Source organism: Humibacillus sp. DSM 29435 (assembly GCF_001758225.1).
Taxonomy (GTDB): Bacteria; Actinomycetota; Actinomycetes; order Actinomycetales; family Dermatophilaceae; genus DSM-29435.
On the sequence record NZ_MAST01000051.1, the window covers coordinates 78611 to 99972 of the forward strand.

Here is a 21362-nt window from a genome sequence, read left to right on the forward strand (position 1 = left end):
ATGGACCAAGTGACCTTGACCCCCAGCACCGCGACCCGGGTCGCCGTGCTCGGTCCGGTGCTGGTCGAAGGACGTGCGGGCTCGCTCGTGGAGCCGACCGGAACTCTGGGCAGGAGCCTGCTGGTCGCCCTCGTGCTCGCGCGGGGGGACGTGCTGTCTGTCGCATCGCTCATCGACGAGCTGTGGGGCGGCCAGCCTCCACGGCAGGGCAAGGCGGCGTTGCAGACACTCGTGTCGCGGGTGCGGGCTGAGAGCGCTGCCGGCCTGCTCGTGTCGTCGCACGGTGGCTATGCCCTCGCGACGGGGGCCGATGGCACCGATCTGGGGCAGGCGGGGAGCCTTCGGGATGCGGCGCGGGCCGCTGTTGCCTTGGGCGACCATGCGACAGCCGAGCGACAGGCGAGCGCGGGTCTGGCCCTCTGGCGTGCGCAACCCGGCGCCGGGCTGGCCGATGCGCCGGCCTCCGAGCTCGCGGCCCGGGCCGGTGCCCTGCAGTCTGAGCTGCGGCGCATCCGGGTGGAGTGCCGTCTTCACCAAGGTCGCTCGGCAGGCGAGATCGGCGAGATCGAGTCGCTGCTCGCTGCCACCCCGCTCGACGAGGAGCTGCACCTGCTGCTGCTGCGTGCGCTCGTCGACGGGGGGCGCCGCAACGACGCGCTGGCCGCGTTCGCGCGCTTCCGCTCCGCCCTGCGAGACCAGCTGGGCATCTCTCCCTCGGCGTCGCTGCTGCGCTTCAACACGGAGCTGCTTCGAGACGACAGCTCTCCGGTCGCAGTCCAGCCGCCAGGGCGGGTGCGCATCGGCCTGCGCGAGGTGCCGAACCGGCTGCTGGGCCGCGAGCGCGATCTCGCCGCGTTGGAACAGCTTCTGCTCGACTCGCGTCTGGCGACCATCCTCGGGCCCGGTGGCCTCGGCAAGACTCGGCTGGCGCAGGAGCTCGCGCACCGATCCTCTGCGCCCGCCGTCGTGTTCCTCGAGCTGGCCGGGGTGCGTTCAGGCGAGGACGTCGTGCTGGCGCTCGGTTCGATTCTCGGCATCCGCGAGGTCAGCAGTGCGACCCTGAAGCTCAGTGACGCCGGGGTGCAGCTCGACCTGCGCGAACGCATCCTGTCGGTGCTCGGTGAGCGCCAGACGTTGCTGATCGTCGACAACTGTGAGCACGTCGTCGACGCCGCGGCCGGGTGGATCGCCGACCTCCTGGCCTCAACCACGACGGTCCGTATTCTCGCCACCAGCAGGTCACCGCTGGCGATCAGCGGGGAGAGCGTCTACCTGCTCGACTCGCTCACGAGCGACGACGAGGGGTCGGTCCCGGGCCCGGCGACCCAGCTGTTCATGGAACGGGCGCTGGCCGCTCGACCTGGCGTGATCCTGCCGGAGGTCACCGTCTCCCGGCTCTGCACGAGGCTGGACGGTCTTCCTCTCGCGATCGAGCTGGCGGCCGCGCGCGTGCGGTCGATGTCGGTGGAGGAGATCGAACGTCGCCTGAACAACCGGTTCGCGCTGCTCACCGGCGGCGAACGCACGGCACCAGCACGCCACCGCACCCTCATGGCCGTCATCGACTGGAGCTGGAACCTGCTGGGTGATGACGAGAAGGCGCTGCTGCCCCGGCTGTCTCTGTTTCCAGACGGTTTCGACGCAGACGCGGTTGCGGCTGTTGGTGCCGCATCGTCAGGCAGCGACACCACCGACGCGCTGGAAGGGCTGGTGAACCAGTCACTCGTGTCGGCCTCCGAGAACCCGGCAACCGGCTTGATGCGCTATCGCATGCTGGCGACCGTGCGCGAGTTCGGTGAGCTCGAGCTCGCCGCTTCGGGTGAGGAGCCACGCGTGCGAACCGCGATGTTCGCGTGGGCGCAGCGGTTCGCCACCACCTGGTCACCGCAGCTCAACGGGCGAAACCAGGTTGCCGCCTTCCGTCGCGTGGGCGCCGAGCAGGACAACCTGGTCAGTGTGCTTCGAGAGGCCATCGGCAGTGGCGATGCAGAGGTGGTGCTCGCGGTGTACGCGATGCTGGGTGACTACTGGCTGATGCGGGGGGCGCACACCGACGTGACGGCTTTCAGCGCCTCAGTGCTTCACGCCACGAGGCGTTACCGCCCTGACTCCAACCACCTCGACGCGGCGATCGCCGCGTACTCCCTGATCGCGACCTCGGGTTTCTCGGGAGACCGGCGCACCATGCTCCTCGGCCTGGGCCGGCTGCGCACCGTGAAGAGGCTCGGCGCTGCACGCGACGCGCGCATCGAGATGCTGTCGAGTCTCGTGCTCGCGTCGACCGATCTGGTGAGCGTCGAGAGGTTGCTCGCACGGTTCCGTGCCTCATCCGATCCGGCCATCTCCTCGCTCAGCTCGCTTCTGCGCGGTCAGCTCGCCGAGAACGCGGGAGACGTGGTGGGGGCGATGGCCGAGGTGCGCAGGTCGTACGAGCTGTCGAAGCAGACACTGAACGTGTGGTGTCTGGCGTCGGCCGCCCAGTCGCTCGCGAGCCTGTACAGCCAGTCGGGGGATGCCGCAGAGGCACTGGTCTGGGCCGCTCGATCGGAGACGGCGCTCGGCGAGCTGCAGGCCAGTGCCGACCTGCAGCAGCTGAGCTGGCTGATCGCGATCAACGAGATCTCCCTCGGAGAGACCAGCCGCGCCCGCTCCGTCTTCACCGCCTTCATCTCGGAAGACGCAGAGTCGCTGAGCCCACAGTTCGCTGATCTGCGCGCCATCGGCTTGACGGGCCTCGCTGAGATCGAGCTGATGGAAGGTCACACCGCTGCGGGACTCGCGCTCTACCGCAACGCAACCGAGAGCTGCAGGTCGGTCAGCCCTCGGGTGGCGGCGTGGTTCGCGGTGATCTCCAGCGGCGCCATCAGTGCGCACGTGGCGGCCCGCAGCCCCGACCTGGCCTGGGTGGAGAAGACAGCTCGTCAGCTTCGCACGCGGCTGTTGGTCACCCAGCGAGCTCAGACCGACCTCGTCGACCAGCCGGTGGCCGGCACTGCAGCCCTGGGGGTCGCGGTCTGGCTCACGTCGCCGGAGTGCAGTGTGCGCTCGCCCGAGCTGGTCCGTACCGGCCTGCAGCTGTTGGCGATCGCCCAGGTGCTCGGCAGTCGGCAGGACTTCCCGTCGCTGAACCTCGCACGACACGTGTCTGCCGCGACCGCCCAACACGGGTCGGCCGCGGTCGACGACGCCCGTGCGGCCATCGAGGGCCTGGGCCCGATGGAGGCCCTCACCCTGGCCTGCGACCTGCTCCGGCATCCCGGGCTGCGACTGCGGTAGCGCCAGCCGTCACGCCTTGCGCATGTAGGCCCGAACCGTGAGCGGGGCGAAGATCGCGACGACGACCGCCGCACCGAGCAGGGCCAGGCCGAAGTCGCTTCCGATCGTCCCGCTGCCCGTCAGGTCACGCACCGCGGTGATCAGGTGCGACACCGGGTTGGCGTTGACGAACCACTGGAGCCATCCCGGCATGGTCTCGACCGGCACGAAGGCGTTCGAGAGGAACGTGAGCGGAAACAGTACGAGGAACGAGATGCCCTGCACGCTGGAGGCGCTGCGCGCGATCACCCCGAAGAAGGCGAACACCCAGCTGATCGCCCAGGCACAGACGATCACCAGCAGGCCTGCGATGATGACGGCACCGAGCCCGCCGGCGGGGCGCCAGCCCATGATGTAGCCCATGACGAAGGTGAGCGTCGAGGCGATCAGGTAGCGCACGGTGTCGGCGAGCAGTGCTCCGGCCAGCGGCGAGATGCGGGCGATGGGCATCGACTTGAAGCGGTCGAACACGCCTTTGTCCATGTCTTCACGCAGCTGCACACCGGTGACCACGGAGGTGGTGATCACGGTTTGCGCGAGAATGCCAGGAATGATGATCGGCAGGTAGCCGGCGATGTTGCCCGAGATCGCGCCGCCGAAGATGTAGGTGAACATCAGGGTGAAGATGATCGGCTGAAGGGTCACATCGACGAGCTGCTCGGGTGTCCGCTTGATCTTCAGCAGGCCGCGATAGGCCATGGTGAAAGAGTTGCGAACGGTCTGTTCGAAGCTGACGTGGTTGCGCGGCTGCCGGGTCGCCCCCGGGGTGATGTTCGGGGTGATGTCTGAGGTGCGGGCGTGAGTGGTGGACGTGGTGGTCATGCGCTGACCCTTTCTGGCTCTGAAGCGTCGCTCGCTTCGGTGGATGCCTCGACGCCGTGACCGGTGAGGGTCAGGAACACCTCGTCGAGCGTGGGCTTCTGCACCGACATCTCGGCCAGCCGGATGCCGGCCTCTCGCAAGGTGATGAACAGGTCGGTGACCGCGTCGGGGTTCGTCATCGGTGCGGTGACGCGACCGGGTTCGGAGGTGATGGTGGCCTCGACACCGAGAACGCTGGCGATGGCGCGCCGGGTGTCTTCGGTGTCGGCCGGGTCGATGAGCCGCAGCTGCAGTGAGGACTCGCCCACCGAGGCCTTCAGCTCGTTGGAGGTTCCCTCGGCTACGACCTTGCCGTTGTCGATCACGGCGATGCGGTCGGCGAGCTGGTCGGCCTCGTCGAGATACTGCGTGGTGAGCAGCACGGTCGAGCCGGTGGAGACGAGACGGCGGATGGTGTCGTACATCTGCGCGCGCGTTCTGGGGTCGAGGCCCGTGGTGGGCTCGTCCAGGAAGATCAGCGGTGGCTGGGCGATGAGGCTGGCCGCGAGGTCGAGCCGACGGCGCATCCCACCCGAGAACTTGCTGATCGGTCTTCTGGCGGCCTCCGTCAGCGCAAACTCCTCGAGCAGCTCCGCACTCCTGCGCTTCGCCTCTGTTCGGCCGAGACCGAGCAGGCGACCGAAGATCACGAGGTTCTCCGAGGCGCTGAGCCGCTCGTCGACCGAAGCGAACTGGGCTGTGACCCCGATGAGCTGGCGCACGACCTGAGCCTCGTTCTGCACGTCGTGGCCGAAGACGGTGGCGGTGCCCTCGTCGGGGCGCAGCAGGGTGGCGAGCATGCTGATGGTCGTGGTCTTGCCCGCCCCGTTCGGGCCGAGCACCCCGTAGATGGTTCCGGTGCGAACGCTGAGGTCGACCCCGTCGACGGCGCGGTTGTCGCCGAAGGTCTTGACGAGCCCGTGGGCCTCGACGGCCCAGTCTGAGCTTTTCGACATGGCGTGTCCTTTCACTGGCAGCTGGTGTCGGTCTCCACCCTGGGGCCGCGCCCTCACAGAGCGCTCACAACCGCTTACAGCGCGCTGACACGCCTCGAGATGGGTTGACCGGGAGTCAGGAGCCGGTCTGTCGGCCGGACGAGAACCGCCGGAAGAAGGGGCGCCGTCACGGGTGACCGTCTGGGAGTCTGGTCACGTGTCTGTCATCTCGAGCCGTCTCCCGGTCGTGTTCGTTGCCGGCAACGGTCGAGCCGGCGCCTCCGCGTGGCCGGGCCAGGCACACCTGGCCGCCGAACGGGAGTGTCTCTTTCTCGAACGGCTGACGGTGGGCGACAACCCCGAGGCCGTCGTCGCCGCGCTCGACGCACGGCTCGACTCCCCGGTTCATCTCGTCGGACACTCCTACGGGGCGATCGCCGCCCTGCTGATGGCGTCGGCTCGGCGCGACCGCGTCGCCTCACTGACCCTGGTCGAGCCTGCGGCGCTCGCGGTGTCGTCACGATCGCCTCGCACGGCGACCCACATCGCTGCGCTCAGCCCGGTGTTCGCAGTGGCCGGCGATGCGGCCGTCTCGGCTCGAGAGTTCGCTGCCCGGTTCGCCGCGGCCAACACCACCCCCGTCCCCGACGTATCCGAAGAGGCTCTCGAGCGCATGGCCGAGCACCTGCGAGCACTGCGTCCGCCGTGGGGCGTCCCCGTCGACGCGACGGTCGTGACCGGCATCCCGACCCTGGTGCTCATCGGCGATGATGACAGCATGTACGCAGAGGTGGCGCAGGTGCTGGCCGGCCACGGCGCGACCGTGCGCGCGTTTCCCGGCGCCGGGCACCGGCCTCACGACGGGCGGGTGGCCGGCGAGCTGATGGAGCGACACTGGGACCGCGTGGAGGCGCTGACGTGACAGCAGAGCAACGGCCCGACGATCGGGGCCACGACCACGACGTCGTCGTGATCGGCTCGGGGTTCGGCGGTTCGGTGGCCGCCCTGCGGTTGGCCGAGAAGGGCTACCGCGTTCATGTCTACGAGGCAGGCCGTCGGTTCGAGGATGACGACTTCGCTCGCACCAGCTGGGACGTGCGTCGCTACCTCTGGGCTCCACGCCTGCGCTGTTTCGGGGTGCAGCGCATCCACCGACTGCCCGACGTCGTCGTGCTGGCCGGGGCGGGCGTGGGTGGGGGGTCGTTGAACTACGCGAACACCCTCTACGTGCCGCCCGACGCCTTCTTCCGAGACCGGCAGTGGGGCCATATCACCGACTGGAAGGCCGAGCTCGCCCCGCACTACGCCACCGCCCAGCGGATGCTCGGCGTGGTGACCAACCCCTGCGAGGGCCCCGTCGAGGCACTGATGCGCGACACGGCCGAGGGGCTGGGCGTGGGTGCCAGCTTTCGCAAGACGCCGGTCGGCGTGTTCTTCGGCGAACCTGGGCGCCGGGTGCCTGACCCCTACTTCGGTGGTGACGGGCCGGCGCGCACCGGATGCACCCAGTGCGGCAACTGCATGGTCGGATGCCGGGTGGGAGCGAAGAACACGTTGGTCAAGAACTACCTTGCCCTGGCTGAGCGGCGAGGGGTCACCATCGAGCCACTGCGCACGGTGGTCGACCTGCGCCCGCTCGACCCGGCCGCGCCCGAGCAGGGTTACGCGGTCACGACGGTGCGCAGCGGTGCATGGGCTGCGGGTCGCACCCGGCACACCGTCACGGCCGGCCAGGTCGTCATCGCCGCGGGCGCCTGGGGCACGGCGTCGCTGCTGCAGGCGATGCGAGCAGACGGACTGCCCCACCTGTCAGCGCGTCTCGGCGAGCTGACCCGCACCAACTCGGAGGCACTCGGTGGTGCGATGACGGCCCGGGTGCCCAGCGATGTCGACCTCACTCGCGGGGTCGCGATCACGTCCAGCTTCAACGTCGACGAGGCGACCCACGTCGAGAACTGCCGTTACGGCCCGGGTTCGAACCTGATGGGGGCGCTGGCCGTCATGCAGGTCGACGGTGGGGGCCGCGTGCCCCGCTTCGTTCGCTTCGCCGGGCAGGCCGCCCGGCATCCGGCCGTGTTCGTACGGTCGTTGTCGACGAGGCGCTGGAGCGAGCGAACAGTGATCGCGCTCGTCATGCAGAGCCGTGACAACTCGATCACCGTGAGCCGCAGACGGGGCCTGTTCGGGTGGCGGCTGACCTCCGCGCAGGGTCACGGCGAGCCGAACCCCACCTACCTGGCCGAAGGCAATGCCGCCGTTCGTGCGCTCGCCGCGGGTCTGGCGAGGGCGACCGGCCTCCGCGCGTGGCCGGGCAGCTCGGTCGGGGAGGTGTTCGACGTGCCGATGACGGCGCACTTCCTCGGAGGGGCCGTGATCTCCGACTCCGCCGAGACGGGCGTCATCGACCCGTACCACCGGGTCTGGGGCTACCCCGGCCTGCACGTGGTCGACGGGGCTGCGGTGTCGGCCAACCTCGGCGTCAACCCGAGCCTGACGATCACCGCGCAGGCTGAGCGAGCGATGTCGTTCTGGCCCGTGCTGGGCCGGCCCGACGACCGGCCCGCGCAGCATGTGCGTCCTGCCCTTCGTCGGGGACGCGGATGAGGGCCCGTGCCCCCCGGCACAGACCCTCATCACCCCGGTGTTGCCACCCCCGGCGGCTCGTGAGTCCCCCCGAACTCGCCGCCCAGCCGAACCGTTGCCGTCCCCCACGCCCCCCGACGCGAACAACCTCGGCTGCTAGACATAAGTTACATATTCAATCACTTGTTTGTCAAGTTGTTCGGCTCCCCAGATAGTCTGGATGGCGTCGGTCCGGGGGCACGAGGAGACGACGCCGACCAACTGCCCTGTGTCGGTGAGGGTTGGCAGGGCAGTAGGCAGGTGTAACGTGGCCCCCCGAACGGCTTGGGAAAGAGGTGGCATGACAACCGAGGTACATTCCGGGTCGAAGAAGCCGGTCGAGCCGGTCGAGCCCGTTGAGCCCGTCGAGCCCGTCGAGCCCGTCGAGCCCGTCGAGCCATGGAGTCGGGACGCCGTGCTGGGGTCGCTGCGGCGAGCCCTGGTGGGCAGCAACCGGCTGCACGCCTCGATGGCGTCCGAGCTGGGCGTCAACCTGACCGGTCTCTCGGCCCTCAGCCACCTGGCCGCCGCGCCGGGGATGGCGCCCAAACAGCTCTCGGACCTGCTCGGGATCACCACCGGTTCGACGACGGGCACGATCGACAACCTGGTGAGGTCAGGCTTCCTGCGCCGCGAGCCGCACCCCGATGACCGCAGGAGCGTGGTGCTACACCTCACCCCGGCAGGACGCCACGCGGTCGAGTGGGTGATCGAGCGCTACCGTGCGGCACTCGAGACCGTGTACGCCTCCCATCCGCAGCTTCCCGCCCCCGAGCTTGCGGCGTTTCTCGACGATCTCGCAACGGCCCTCAACCAAGCCGCCTCCTAGGTCTGTCCCGCCTCGCATCGCGCTGCGGGCTGAGAGAGCCGCCGCCGCTGGGTGAGCCGGCGCCTCACCCGGCGCTCGCAGGTGCCTCCTGTGGTTCGTCCCGCCAGGAGCGCCACAGTGCTGCGTAGGCGCCATTGGCCACGAGGAGCTCCTCGTGTGAACCGATCTCGCTGATCCGGCCGTCTTCGACCACACACACCCGGTCGGCGTCATGGGCGGTCATGAGACGGTGCGCGATGGCCACCACGGTCCGCCCGTCGACCACGGCGGCGAGCGAGCGCTCGAGATGGCGGGCGGCGCGCGGGTCGAGCAGGGAGGTGGCCTCGTCGAGCACGAGGGTGTGTGGGTCGGCGAGCACGAGCCGGGCCAGTGCGAGCTGCTGCGCCTGAGGCTCGGTCAGTCGGTGCCCTCCCGAGCCGACGGTGGTGTCGAGCCCTTGGGGCAGGTGCTCGGCCCAGTCGAGGGCGTCGACGGCCGTGAGCGCGTCCCACAGCTGCTCGCGTGACGCCTCGGGCCGGGCCAGGCGCAGGTTGTCCTCGAGAGAGCCGACGAAGACGTGGTGCTCCTGGGTGACCAGTGCGACCTGACCACGCAGCTGGGCCAGCTCGAGATCGACCAGTCGCACCCCGCCCACCTCGACCCGGCCCTCGCGCGGCCCGTCGATGCCGGCCATCAGGCGCCCGAGGGTCGACTTGCCCGCGCCCGAGGGGCCGACGATCGCGAGGCGCTCGCCGGGTCGCAGGTCAAGGGATACTCCCCGGAGCACGTCGCGGCCTGAGCGGTAGGCGTAGTGCACGTCGTTGACCTCGAGGTGGTCATCGGTCGGTGTCTCGCCCGTCGCGGCCCGATCGGCCGGGACGTCGGCAATGCCGATCACCCGAGCGAGGGAGGTGGCGCCGACCTGGATCTCGTCGAGCCAGGAGATCAGCTCGTCGAGCGGGCCGGCCATCTGCTGCACGTAGAGGGCGACCGCGGTGACCGTACCGGCCGTGGCCAGATCGCGGCTGATGAGCCAGCCGCCCCAGAGCAGCGTCACGGCGACCGGCGCGAAGAACGCGAACTCGACCGACGGGAACCAGCGCATGCGCAGCCCGAGCGTGTAGACCTCGGCGTCGTAGCACTCGCTCAGGGCGTCGTCCATCCGACGACGGCGGCGACCCCTCATCCCGAGGGCGTCGACGGTGCGGGCTCCTTCCGACGACTCGGTCACCACGCCGTTGAGCACCGCGTAGGTCGCCCGTTCGCGCAGGTACCCTGCGGGGGCATAGCGCAGGTACCGGCGCGTGGAGGCCCACAGCATGGGGATGCCGACCACGATCGCGAGCGCGACCGTCCAGTCGGTCAGCAGGGCCGCCACGACGGTGATGGCCGTGGTGACGCCCCCGACGAAGATGGACGGGATGCCGAACCGGATCACGCGAGAGAGGGCTTCGACGTCGTTGGTCGTTCGTGAGACGAGGTCGCCGGTTCCGGCACGCTCGACGGTCGAGAGCGGCAGCTCGACGACCCGACCCATGAACTGCTCACGCAGCTCGGCGAAGATCGTCTCTCCCATGATGAACGAGGCACGGCGTGCGAACCAGGTGACGACCGTCTGCACGACGACGGCGCCGGCGATCCACAGGGCGAGCGTGTTGACGCGGGCCAGTGACCGGCCACCGCTGATCTCGTCGACGAGCAGCCCGATGACGCGAGGCGCCACCAGGGCGGCGACGGCCGCCACTGCGTGGAGTCCGACCACGCCCAGCAGGCTTGACCGATGGCGCCTGAACAGGCCGCGCGTGTGCTCGCGTACCGAGGCCATGTCAGAGACCGGGAGGCTGCGGGTCGTGGGTTCGGCGGTGAGAGCCATCAGTCGTCCTCCCCTCTGGTCACGGTCCGGCGGTAGGCGGGCAGCTCGCTCATCAACCGCCGGTGGGTACCGGACGCGGCGACGCGACCCTCCTCGAGGTAGACCACCTGGTCGGCCTGGTCGAGCAGCAGCGGGCTGGCCGACATGACGACGGTGGTGCGGCCGGCGCGGGCGGCCGAGAGTCGCGCGGCGATGCGGGCCTCGGTGTGCGCGTCGACCGCGCTGGTCGGCTCGACCAGCACCAGCACTTCGGCCTCGGTCAAGAGGGCGCGGGTCAGCGCCAGACGTTGGCGCTGACCACCGGAGAAGGCACGACCGCGCTCTTCGACCTCGTTGTCGAGACCGCCGGGCAGGGCCTCGAGCACGTCGTCACCGCTGGCCACCGACAGGGCGGCCAGGATGGTGGCGTCGTCGTGCTCGCCACGAGGGTCGAGCTCGCCACGCAGGGGGCCGGTGAACAGGCGCGGATCGGTCTCGGAGACGACGATGCGGCGGCGCAGCTCGGCGAGGGGTGCGTCGGCCACCCGCGTGCCGTCGAGGCGGGCATCGGTGTCGCCGGCCCCGAACCGGCCCAGCCGGTCGGCGAGCGCGGCCGACTCCTCCGGCCGGGCCGACACGACGACGGTGAAGCGACCCGGCTCGAAGCCGGCGCCGCTCGTGGGGTCGACCAGCCGAGCCGGATGCGGCGGCAGCGGTCGGGGGTTGCTGGGCTCGGTCTGGTCGGGTCTCACGGCGAGAATCTTGATGAGCTTGCCGGCCCCGATGTGGGCCTGGGTCGCACGGTCGACCATCTCGGTGGCAGTCCGCAGCGGGATGACGAGGAAGGCGGTGTAGCCGTAGAAGGCGACGAGCTGACCGGCCGTGATCTGGCCCGCCACCGCGAACCGCGCACCGAGCCACACCACGATGAGCACGAAGATGCCGGGCAGCAGGATCTGCGCGGCGTCGAGGGCCGCCTGGTAGCCGGCCACTCGGTTGCCGACGCTGCGCACCGCCTGCGACTGAACGGCGTACCGCCGCAGGAAGGTTCGCTCGCCACCGATGCCGCGCAGCACGCGCAGACCGGCGACGGTGTCGGCTCCGAGGCCGATCAGCTTTCCCGCCTCCTCACGCTGGGCGAGCTGGCGGGCCTGGAGCGGCCGCACGACGAAGGCCAGGCAGGCTACGAGCACCGGCACACCGATGAGGATGACCAGACCGAGTGGAGCCGAGGCGCGGAGCAGGATCAGCGCCACCACCACGTAGCTGACCACGCTGCCCACGAACCGTGCGAAGACGTCGTACAGCCCGCCGACGCGCATCGCATCGGAGCTGACGGTCGCCACCACGTCTCCCGTCGGCACCGCCCGGGTGAGCGCCTCCCCGGTGTCGGCCGCCTGATGGCCGATCAGCTGGGCCGAGCGGAACGCGCCCTGCATCCAGTTCAGCACCGCGTACTTGTGGCGGAACATCCCCGAGATCGCGCTCACGGCGACCAGGCCCAGCAGCACCAGGCACCACCGGAGCAGGGCCCCACTGTCGCGACCGATGATGCCCTGGTCGATGGCCTTGCCCATCACCGCAGGGAAGAGGGCCTGGCTCACCAACCACACGACACCGAAGCAGACCGCGACCACAAGGGTGCGGCGCTGGCCTCGAGCGACCCAGGTCAGATAGGCGGTCGGGCTGGTCAGTGCAGGGGTGCCGGGGTCGGCGAGGGGCAGGCGGATCACTTGGTTCATCCTACGATCCCGGCGGCCGTGCCTCATCCCGTTTATTCGGGAGGCGAACCCCTTTCGGGCGCCTCTGCCTGCTCGAGCGCCTCGCTCAGCTCGTCGAGGATCAGGCTCTCCTTGTCGACGGTGCCGGTGCGGTAGGCCGCCCGGCCGACGAGGTGGGCAGAGACCGGGCCGGTGAAGAACTGGGTGGCGGCCAGCAGCACGAGCGTGGTCACCGCGGCCCAGGTGCGCAGGGTGAGAGCCAGGCCCGTCAGCACCAGGATCAGGCCCAGGGTCTGGGGCTTGGTCGCCGCGTGCAGCCTCGAGAGGGTGTCGCGGAAACGCACCAGACCGATGGCGCCGGCAAGGCAGAGGAAAGCGCCGAGCAGCAGGGCGACGGCGCCCGCGACGTCGAGCGCGGTGGTCCAGCTCATCGGGTTGTCTCCGGCTCGTCCGGCTCGTCGGCGTGGATCGAGGGCCTCGGTTCGGGCTCTTCGGAGTTGGTCGCCATGAACCGGGTCACGGCCACCCCTCCGACGAAGCTGACGAGACCCAGGATCATGAGCAGCGGAAGGCTCGTTGACGTGCGGTGCCAGACCGATTCCATGGCGATCCCGGCGATGACGATGATGAGCAGGATCTCGGTCGCGATGATGCGGTCGAGGTTGTTCGGGCCGCGGTAGATGCGCACCAGCACCAGCGCAGCAGCGGCACCGAGCATGAGCATGGCAGCGGCAGCGACGATGGTCACGTTGCCTCGCTCAAAGGGGTGGCGGCGCGCCCCGAGTGTTTCTTCTGCTCGAGAGCGGCGATCTCCGCTCGGGAGCCGAGCGCCCTGATCACCCGTTCCTCGACCTCGAGCACGTTGCGCCGCTGGGCCTCGATCGCTCCCGGCCGGCCCACGTCGATGAGGTGCAGGTAGAGCATCGAGCTCGACCGCCGCGCCTCGATGACGACCGAGCCCGGCACGAGCGTGACCAGCTCGGCGGTGATGGTGAGGTAGAAGTCGGAGCGTGACCGCAGCTGCACGCCGATGACGGCGTTCTGCGGGGTGCGGGCCCCGAGGGCGAGGCGCAGCACCTGCCACGACGAGAGCGCCAGGTCGAACAGGAACCGGCCGATGAGCATCGCGTACCGCAGGGGCCGGAACGACCCGGCGTACTGGATCGAGGGAAGCGGGAACGCGAGCGTCACGAAAAGACCGACGAGCAGACCGTTGACCAGGTTGCCCCAGCTGAGCTGGTCCCACAACAGCATCCAGACCGTGGCGATCGCCACGACCGCGCGTGGTTGGAGCTGACGGCGTCGTCCCCGCGGGCCGTCGGAGCGGGTGGCCTCAGCGGCATCCGGGGTGCTGGGGTGCGTCATCGGCGCACCTCGACGGGAAGCACCGACGTGATGTAGGGCTGTCGGCCGATGAGGTCGGCGGCGGCCCGTTGCGTGTAGCTGAAGAGTGGGCCCGCGGCGAAAGTGATGACCAGGCCGACGGCCGTCATGGCGGCGGTGGCCGCCATCATCGTGCGCGGTAGGGATCGGGCGTTCGTCTCGAGTCGTTCGCCCGTGGCCGGGTCGGCATCGAGCGCAATCATGGCCGCCCGACCGGTGCGACCGATGGAGACCGCGGCGAGGTTGGCGTTCTCGACGGCGCTCACCTCGACCTCGGCCGCCGTCGTGTCACCACTGCCCGGCTCGAGCAGGTCGCTCGTGGCGCGTGCCTCCACGAGACTGCGCCAGAACGCCTGGCTCCACACCTTGGTCAGGGCGTAGAGGGTCAGCAGGCTCGTGACGATGCCGGCCGTGACGAGTACCCACGCCAGCGGGGTGCCGACCTCGATCCCCGCCTGCACGAGCCCGATCTTGGCCAGGAAGCCGGACAGCGGCGGGATGCCGGACAGGTTCATGGCCGCGACGAAGAACAAGATCGCGAGGGCCGGTGATGCGAGCGCCAGGCCACCGAGCCGGTGGAGCGACGTGGTGCCGGCCAGCCGCTCGACCAGGCCGGTGATGAGAAACAGGGCCGCCTGGATGGTGATGTGGTGCACGACGTAGAAGATGGCCCCCGCCATGCCGTGCGGGGTGGCGAGCGCGATGCCGAAGATCATGTAGCCGATGTGGCTGACGAGCGTGAACGACAGGATGCGCTTCAGGCCCGACTGCGACACGGCGCCGAGAATGCCCACCACCATCGTCAGCAATGCCGCCCACATGAGTAGGCCCTGGAGGGGGGAGTCGGGAAACAGCAGCGTCTGCACGCGGATGATCGCGTAGACGCCGACCTTGGTGAGCAGCCCGGCGAACACGGCCGAGACGGGAGCCGGGGCCGTGGGGTAGCTGTCGGGAAGCCACGCCGACATGGGAAAGACCGCCGCCTTGACCGCAAAGGCGGTGAGCAGGCTGAGCTGCAGTACGAGGCTGACGCCCGGCGAGATGTCTCCCAGCCGGATCGCGAGCTGCGCCATGTTGACCGTGCCGGTGGCGGCGTAGACGCCGGCTATGGCGACGAGGAAGAGCGCCGAGCTGAGCAGGCTGACCACGACGTAGGTGGTGCTGGCGTGGATACGGGTTGCCGTTCCACCGAGCGTGATGAGCACGAACGAGGCGAAGAGGAGGATCTCGAAACCGACGAAGAGGTTGAACAGGTCGCCGGCCAGGAACGAGTTGGCGACGCCGGCCGTGAGCACGAGGTAGGTCGGGTGGAAGATCGACAACGGCGTCTGCTGGCCGTCGTCGTTGTCGTCGGCGCTGCCCTGCCCGATGGCGAAGACGAGCACGATGAGCGTTACCACACTCGAGACGAGCAGCATCAGCGAGCTCAGCCGGTCGGCGACCAGGGCGATGCCGAGCGGTGCGTCCCAGCCGCCGAGCCAGAGCACCTGCGGCCCGTTCGCGTCGGTCTGGTGCACGAGCACTGCGGCCACGACGACCACGAGGCTGAGCACGGTGACGCTCGTCGTGCGCTGCAACCGGGCCGAGCGTCGGAACGCGAGAGTCAACGCCGCGCCGAACAGGGGCAGCAGAACCGGCATCGGCACGAGAGCCGGCATCGCGAGCTCGTTCATGGCCGCCCACCCCCCACGACCTGATCACCGGTCGGCTGCCGCTGGTCGGGGCCGTCGGGCCACTCGCCCGCCAGCTCGTCGGAGGTCGTCGTCGGCACCTCGGAGGGGTCATAGGTCTCTGACGTCTCACGGGCCTCGGCCAGCCGCTGGATGCGGGCGTCCTCGGCATCGTCGGGAACGTCGTCGGTGCCGGAGATCTGCCACAGGCGGTAGGCGAGAGCGAGCAGGAAGCCGATCGTGGCGAGTGAGATGACGATCGCGGTCAGCACCATGGCCTGGGGCAGGGGGTCGCTCATCTCGCTGGGTGCGGCCGAGCCCACGAACGGAGCCGCGCCGGCCGCGCCGCTCACCACCATGAAGAGCACCGCCACCCCGTTGCCGATGAGCAGCAGGCCGAGCAGCACCCGCACGAGGCTACGGTCGAGCAGCAGCGAGGTGCCGGTCGCCACGAGAGCGGCAACGATGACCACAAGGGTCAGGCTCGGTCGCAGGGTCGCCTCGATCAGGGCCGGGGCGACAGCGCTGTGCGCCGACGCAGCAGCGACCGCCGCAACCGGGGTCATCGTCGCGATCACGAGACCACCTCCTGACTGCGCTCTTCCTCGGCCATCTGCCGGTCGATGCCGGTGCCCAGGCTGCGCACGATGTCGAGCATCATGCCGACGACGATGAGGTAGACGCCGACGTCGAAGGTGAGCGAGCTGACGATGTGCACCTCACCCCAGATCGGCCAGGAGAAGTCGAACGAGGTGGTTTCGAGGATGGTGCCGCCGAAGGCGAGTGGGGCCACGGCTGACCCGATCGCCACCAGCAGCCCGAGACCGACCACCAGGCCCGCGTCGACGGGCAGCGCCTCGTCGAGCTCGTAGCGACCGCCCGCGAGGTAGCGCACCACGAGCGCCAGACCCGCGACGAGCCCGCCGGCGAAGCCGCCGCCCGGCTGGTTGTGACCGGAGAAGAGCAGGTAGAGCGAGGCCGCCAGCATGACGTGGAAGATCAGGCGGGTGACCACCTCGAACACGATCGAACGTCGCTCACGCCGCATGATGGAGCCACCGCGCAGCCAGGTGACCCCCTCCGGTTCGCCGCCCGTCACGGTCTTGGCGCTCGCCGTTGACAGCCGGGTGTTGCGGGTGCGTACGAAGACGAGGCTGGCGATGCCGGTCGCGGCGGCCACGAGCACCGACACCTCGCCGAGGGTGTCCCACGCCCGGATGTCGACGAGCGTGACGTTGACGATGTTCTTCCCGTGACCGAACTCGTAGGCCTGGGCGGGGAACTCGGCCGAGACGGGTAGCGCCTTGCGGGCACCGGAAGAGACCAGGGCGATGGCGGCGACCGAAACGCCCACCGCGACGCCGACCAGAATGCGCCAGGTTCGGGCCGGGGAGTCCGGGTGTCGGGTGAACTTCGCCGGAAGGCGACGCAGCGTGAGCACGAACACCACGAGCCCGACGGTCTCGACCAGCATCTGGGTGATGCCGAGGTCAGGTGCTCCGTGCAGGATGAAGAGCAGCGACGAGCCGTAGCCGGTCACGCTCACCAGAAGCACCGCAGTGAGGCGTCGGCGGGTCAGCAGCACCAGAACGCAGGCCGCGACGACCACGACTCCGACGACCGCCTGAGCAGGGCTGTCCCACAAGCGGATCGAAGGCATTGTGCCGCGGGTCAGGGCAGCGACGCCAGGAAGCGCCACGAACACCAGCAGGATGCCGGTCAGGTAGATGGGCAGCGAACCGCGCTGGGTGAACGCCGTCGTCTCGACCGCCCACCGGTCGACCCCGCGCATGACCCGGTTGTAGCCGCGTTCCCCGTCGACGACCGAAGGCACCCTCGCCTGGGCCCTTCCGACGCCGTCACGCCACACGAACAGGGCGCCGCCGACGACGAGCGAGACGAGCGAGAGCACCAGCGGAACCGTGAGCCCGTGCCAGAGCGAGAGAGAGGTGGGGGCGGCTCCCTCGAACGGGTCGGCGTAGGGCATGAGGAACGGCGACTCGACGGGGGCGAGCACCCCGGCGAGCAGCGACAGCGTGCCCAGCAGCAGGGGCGCGACGACGAAGCCCGGATGCGGGGCCCGCACCCGCGTCGGCGCCACCCCGGGCTTGGTCGCGAACGCACCCCAGATGAACCGGGCGGTGTAGGCGGCCGTGAGGGCCGAGCCGACGACGAGGGTGACCAGGGCGAGCGCGGACAGGGCGGGGGGCAGTGGGGCTCCGGATCGTGAAGCGTCCCAGAGCGCTTCGAGGGCGCCCTCCTTGGCCACGAAGCCGGCCAGTGGCACCACCCCGGCCATCGACAGCGCGGCGAGGCAGGCCGGGACCGACACCGGCAGCAGGCTCCGACCCACCCCTGACAGCTCACGCAGGTCGCGGGTGCCGGTGCACTTGTCGATGACCCCCACGGTGAGGAACAGCGTCGACTTGAACAGTCCGTGAGCGAGCACGAGCATGATCGCCGCCAGGGCCGACGTCTTCGTGCCGAGCCCGGCGATCGCCACGATGAAGCCGAGCTGGCTGACCGTGCCGTAGGCGAGGAGCAGCTTGATGTCGTGCTGTCGCAGTGCCCGCCAGCCGCCGACGAGCATGGTGAACAGGCCGAGCCCGAGGGTCAGTGCGTGCCAGCCCGGGGAGCCGGCGAAGATGGGGGCCAGCAGGGCGACGAGATAGATGCCGGCCTTGACCATCGCGGCGGCGTGCAGGTAGGCGCTGACGGGGGTGGGCGCCGCCATTGCCCCCGGCAGCCAGAAGTGGAACGGCACGAGCGCCGACTTCGACAGGGCGCCGACGAGCAGCAGAACGACCGCCACGGTCGTCACGGCGTCGGGAGGGGGAGGCGCGGCCAGCAGCCCGCTGATCGAGTAGGTGTGGTGCACGCCGAGGGCGATGATGCCGACGAGCATGGCTAGGCCGCCCGCGGTGGTCACCATCAGCGCCTGCATGGCGGAGCGACGGTTCGTCGAGCTCGCCGGGTTGTGCCCGATGAGCAGGTACGACAAGACGGTCGTCAGCTCCCAGAAGACGTAGAGCACGAGGAAGTTGTCGGTCAGCACCAGGCCGAACATCGCCCCGGCGAAGGCGGTGAACACGGCGGAGAAGCGCCAGAGCGTCGGGTCGTCGTCACGGAAGTACCACCGGCAGTAGACGAGCACGAGGGCGCCCACACCGGTCACCAGCAGACCGAGCAGCCACGAGAGCGTCGTGAGGCGGAAGTCGATGCCGAGCCCGAGACCGGGCACCCACGAGAAGCTCTGGGTCGGGTAACGACCGTCGCGCACCGTGGTCGCGACGGAGACCAGCCAACCGAACCCGGCGGCGGGGGCGAGGGCGAGCACCAGGAAGGCCCGGGCGCGCAGCAGCCTGACCAGCAGCGGGGCGAGCCCGGCAGCGACCAGGTGCAGCATCAGCAGTTGTGCCACGGCGGCCCCTCGGTCGGGTGGTCAGGACGATTGCTGAGCGCCAATCCTAGACGCGCCGAAGGGCCACGCCGACCATTGGCCGGCGAGGCCCTTCGTCGTGACCGCGGGTGGGGTCAGCACTTCGGCTGCACCTTCACCGTCAACGTCTGGCCCTTGGCGGTGGAGCTGACGACCCGGATCGTCGTACCGGTCTTCGGCACGTTCACGCCGTACCAGCCCGGCTGGTAGCGGCCGGGGTGCTCGCCGGTCGCGCCGTGCTCGTCGGAGTCGTACCAGTACTTCTTCGTGTCGTCGAAGACGGGAGCAGCGCTCCGGCCCCAGACCCTCTGCGTCTCGCCGTCCTTGTGCAGGGTGATCGTCTCGGTTCTCTCGAGCCCGAAGGTCGAGTCGTACGAGAGGATGCGGGGTCGCATCAGGGTGCCGTCGGCCCAGTGGGTGAACCCCGGGTGGGCGTCGACCGGGAGCACGAGCCCCGACCCCGGGTGGTCGCCGACGTTGTTGTCCGTCTGCGAGCCGTCCCAGTAGTTGATGAGCATCCCGTTCTGGTACGGGTAGTTCTCGACCCGGTCGGGGGTCGTGGTGAGGAACCCGAAGTTGTAGGCCGTCTTGAGTGACGTGTCGTAACCGTCGTACTGCCGGTTCTCGGCGATGTACGCGTTGAAGTACGACTGCACCTCGGTGCCGGTCGTCGACACGAAGCCGTCGAAGGTCCAGCCCTCGGTGTCGGTCTCGGCCGTGCCGATCAGGGCGCCGTCGAGGGCGACCTGGTCGATGTTGATGCCGGGGAAGGTGGCCGCGACATCGGTCCAGTAGCGGAACCGCACCGCAGTCGTGCCAGCAGGCAGGGTGCCCGTGACGTCGACCCACGCGCCGTCGCTCGAGCCGGTGATGCCCTGGCCCTGGTTCTGCTCGTTCGGGTTGGCCGTGGTGGACAGGTTCGTCGCGACCGGAGTCCACGTCGAGCCGTCAGGCGAGGCCTCGAGATAGGCGTAGTCCCAGTCCTGCTCGATGTCGTAGCTGACCTTGGCGGACAGCACACCGGCAGTGGCCGCGTGCGTCATCGTGGTCTCGATCTCATCGCCCGAGGTGCTCCAGTACATCTTCTCGCCGGCGAACGGCGTGCCGATGTCGAGGGCCACCTGCTTCTCGGGCAGCACGGTGAACAGCGCCTGCACCGACCTCTTGCTCGCCGGTGCGTTCGTGCCGAGCTTGTGGACCGAGCGCTCGTCAGACTGAGCGATGTCGTAGAAGGGGCCCTTCTTGCCCTGCGGCTGCAGCCAGCCGAGCTGGAAGAGCTCGAAGGCCCCCATGTCGGTGGGGGCGTCGCCGATGCCCTTGCGCGAACCGTCGCCGATGTTCGCGCCCGAGCTCATCAGCGTCCAGAAGGCGGTGCTGTTCTCGGCGCCTCCGGTGTTGCCGGAGGTGTCGTAGAGGTCAGGTAGACCGAGGTCGTGGCCGAACTCGTGGGCGAAGACGCCGAGACCACCGTTCTCGGGTTGAACCGTGTAGTCGTAGACCCACATCCCGGTCGAGTGGTTGGGCACGTCGGGGCTGGACACGAGCCCGCCGTTGGTGCCGATGTCGACTCCGGCGCCGAGCGGGCCGCCGGCCTGCAGGTTCGCGGCCGAGCGGTGGCTCCAGATGGCGTCCGAGCCCTGGTTCGGGTCGCCGGCGGCCTCATCGCCCCCTGCGTGCACGATCTGGAAATGGTCGATGACGCCGTCGGGCTCGTCGAAGTTGCCGTCGCCGTCGATGTCGTAGCGGTCCTGCTGGTCGAACGTCTTGAGGTAGGCCGTGATCTCCGGCATGGTCATGCCCGCGTCAAGGCGGCCCTGCACCCACATCGCCAGGGCGTCGCGCACGAGCGCCTTCGAGGTGGCGCAGACGATGTCGCCGCAGTAGTTGCGGCCGTACAGCGCCTCGTTGAAGGGGACCTTGACCCAGTCGGTGACCGTGCCTTCGACCGAGTAGCGACCCGACGACTGCGTCTCGTAGTACTTCGCCATGCGGTTGAAGTACATGTTCTCGTAGTGCGCCTTGGTGTAGTCCTTCAGCCACAGGGTGCTGTTGTCGACCTTGCGGTCGGGCGCCGGGATCTGGTTGTGCAGGGGCCCGGTCACATCGGTGGTGCTGCCGTCGGGCGGCGGGCCCTGGAACACCGCGTTGGGGTACTGCTGGTCACCGAACTCGACGATGACGACGAAGATCTTGTCGGTGCCCTCGCGTTCCAGCTGAACGTACTTTCCCTTGCCCTTCGCGGCGCCCGACCTTGCAGCACTGGAGGTGCCACCGACCTGGGCGACCTTGCCCTGGGCGCTCGGGTCGCCAAGGATGCGCCGCTGCAGTGCCTTCTGACGCAGGGCGTCCTGCTTGACGGCCTGCGGTGGGCGAAGGTTGTCGTCGACGGATGCCGTTGACGATGCACCGGTCGTGCCGGTGGCGCTGGGGGTTCCGGCCGCGAGAGCCGCCTGGACCGGAGTGGCTGCAGCGGCTCCGGCGACCAGGGCCCCGGAGGCGAGCACGCCGATGAGTCTGCGTCGCCGCGAGATGAGTGAGTGACCCACGAAGGACCGTCCTTAATGTGCGAGTGACCGATGGACAGCGCCGCGGGCCACCATCACCTCTGCCTCGAGCGCTGGCCCAGTCAAGTACCACGTGGTGAGACGCCACAGAGTGTTCAACCATCGTTATCCAAAAGAGATCATAAATAGGGCGAAAACTCAGACTTTGCGGAGAGGTCCGGCGAGGTGTCACCCGCCCGGTCGACGGATCGA

General features: G+C 69.4%; 15 protein-coding genes. 4 read left to right on the forward strand and 11 right to left on the reverse strand.

Features of this window, described 5'->3' with window-relative positions; genetic code table 11:
- Positions 1 to 9 precede the first annotated feature (9 nt).
- Positions 10 to 3276: a BTAD domain-containing putative transcriptional regulator gene (locus BA895_RS19735; RefSeq protein ID WP_175442394.1), complete on the forward strand. Its 3267-nt coding sequence runs from the start codon at positions 10 to 12 to the stop codon at positions 3274 to 3276.
- Between the two features lie 9 nt (positions 3277 to 3285).
- On the opposite strand, the gene BA895_RS19740 is transcribed toward BA895_RS19735, so the two are convergent.
- A complete protein-coding gene (locus tag BA895_RS19740) occupies positions 3286 to 4137 on the reverse strand; it encodes an ABC transporter permease (protein WP_070193596.1) in 852 nt (283 codons plus the stop codon).
- Positions 4134 to 5132, reverse strand: a complete 999-nt coding sequence (locus BA895_RS19745) for an ATP-binding cassette domain-containing protein (protein ID WP_070193597.1) — start codon at positions 5130 to 5132, stop codon at positions 4134 to 4136. Before BA895_RS19745 ends, BA895_RS19740 begins: the two co-directional genes overlap by 4 nt.
- Before the next feature lie 196 nt (positions 5133 to 5328).
- Here BA895_RS19745 and BA895_RS19750 point away from each other — a divergent pair, with 196 nt between their 5' ends.
- The 3 genes from BA895_RS19750 (at position 5329) to BA895_RS23740 (ending at position 8562) form a co-directional block, all read left to right on the forward strand.
- Positions 5329 to 6033, forward strand: coding sequence for an alpha/beta fold hydrolase (locus BA895_RS19750; protein WP_175442395.1), 705 nt, complete (start codon positions 5329 to 5331; stop codon positions 6031 to 6033).
- The gene (locus tag BA895_RS19755) at positions 6030 to 7715 is read left to right on the forward strand and encodes a GMC oxidoreductase (protein ID WP_070193599.1); all 1686 of its coding nucleotides are present in this window, start codon (positions 6030 to 6032) and stop codon (positions 7713 to 7715) included. The genes BA895_RS19750 and BA895_RS19755 overlap by 4 nt, the downstream gene beginning before the upstream one ends.
- Before the next feature lie 319 nt (positions 7716 to 8034).
- Positions 8035 to 8562, forward strand: coding sequence for a MarR family winged helix-turn-helix transcriptional regulator (locus tag BA895_RS23740; protein ID WP_070193600.1), 528 nt, complete (start codon positions 8035 to 8037; stop codon positions 8560 to 8562).
- A gap of 64 nt (positions 8563 to 8626) precedes the next feature.
- Here BA895_RS23740 and BA895_RS19765 read toward each other — a convergent pair whose 3' ends face one another.
- From BA895_RS19765 to BA895_RS19805, 9 genes are all read right to left on the reverse strand, one after another.
- The gene (locus BA895_RS19765) at positions 8627 to 10414 is read right to left on the reverse strand and encodes an ABC transporter ATP-binding protein (protein WP_070193601.1); all 1788 of its coding nucleotides are present in this window, start codon (positions 10412 to 10414) and stop codon (positions 8627 to 8629) included.
- On the reverse strand, positions 10414 to 12135 hold the full coding sequence (locus tag BA895_RS19770; protein WP_139142800.1) for an ABC transporter ATP-binding protein: 1722 nt from the start codon (positions 12133 to 12135) through the stop codon (positions 10414 to 10416). The genes BA895_RS19765 and BA895_RS19770 overlap by 1 nt, the downstream gene beginning before the upstream one ends.
- Positions 12136 to 12167: 32 nt before the next feature.
- Positions 12168 to 12545: a monovalent cation/H(+) antiporter subunit G gene (gene mnhG / locus BA895_RS19775; protein ID WP_070193602.1), complete on the reverse strand. Its 378-nt coding sequence runs from the start codon at positions 12543 to 12545 to the stop codon at positions 12168 to 12170.
- Complete coding sequence (locus BA895_RS19780) at positions 12542 to 12862, reverse strand: monovalent cation/H+ antiporter complex subunit F (protein WP_070193603.1); 321 nt, start codon at positions 12860 to 12862, stop codon at positions 12542 to 12544. Before BA895_RS19780 ends, mnhG begins: the two co-directional genes overlap by 4 nt.
- Entirely contained in the window at positions 12859 to 13479 is a 621-nt protein-coding gene (locus BA895_RS19785) for a Na+/H+ antiporter subunit E (protein WP_070193604.1), read from the reverse strand. The genes BA895_RS19780 and BA895_RS19785 overlap by 4 nt, the downstream gene beginning before the upstream one ends.
- Positions 13476 to 15170 carry a Na+/H+ antiporter subunit D gene (locus BA895_RS19790; RefSeq protein WP_070193605.1) on the reverse strand — a complete coding sequence of 565 codons (1695 nt, stop codon included), beginning with the start codon at positions 15168 to 15170 and terminating at the stop codon, positions 13476 to 13478. The genes BA895_RS19785 and BA895_RS19790 overlap by 4 nt, the downstream gene beginning before the upstream one ends.
- Complete coding sequence (locus tag BA895_RS19795; RefSeq protein WP_254666577.1) at positions 15167 to 15745, reverse strand: Na(+)/H(+) antiporter subunit C; 579 nt, start codon at positions 15743 to 15745, stop codon at positions 15167 to 15169. Before BA895_RS19795 ends, BA895_RS19790 begins: the two co-directional genes overlap by 4 nt.
- Positions 15742 to 18588: a Na+/H+ antiporter subunit A gene (locus BA895_RS19800; RefSeq protein ID WP_139142801.1), complete on the reverse strand. Its 2847-nt coding sequence runs from the start codon at positions 18586 to 18588 to the stop codon at positions 15742 to 15744. Before BA895_RS19800 ends, BA895_RS19795 begins: the two co-directional genes overlap by 4 nt.
- Before the next feature lie 113 nt (positions 18589 to 18701).
- On the reverse strand, positions 18702 to 21152 hold the full coding sequence (locus BA895_RS19805; RefSeq protein ID WP_070193606.1) for an immune inhibitor A domain-containing protein: 2451 nt from the start codon (positions 21150 to 21152) through the stop codon (positions 18702 to 18704).
- Between the last annotated feature and the right edge of the window lie 210 nt (positions 21153 to 21362).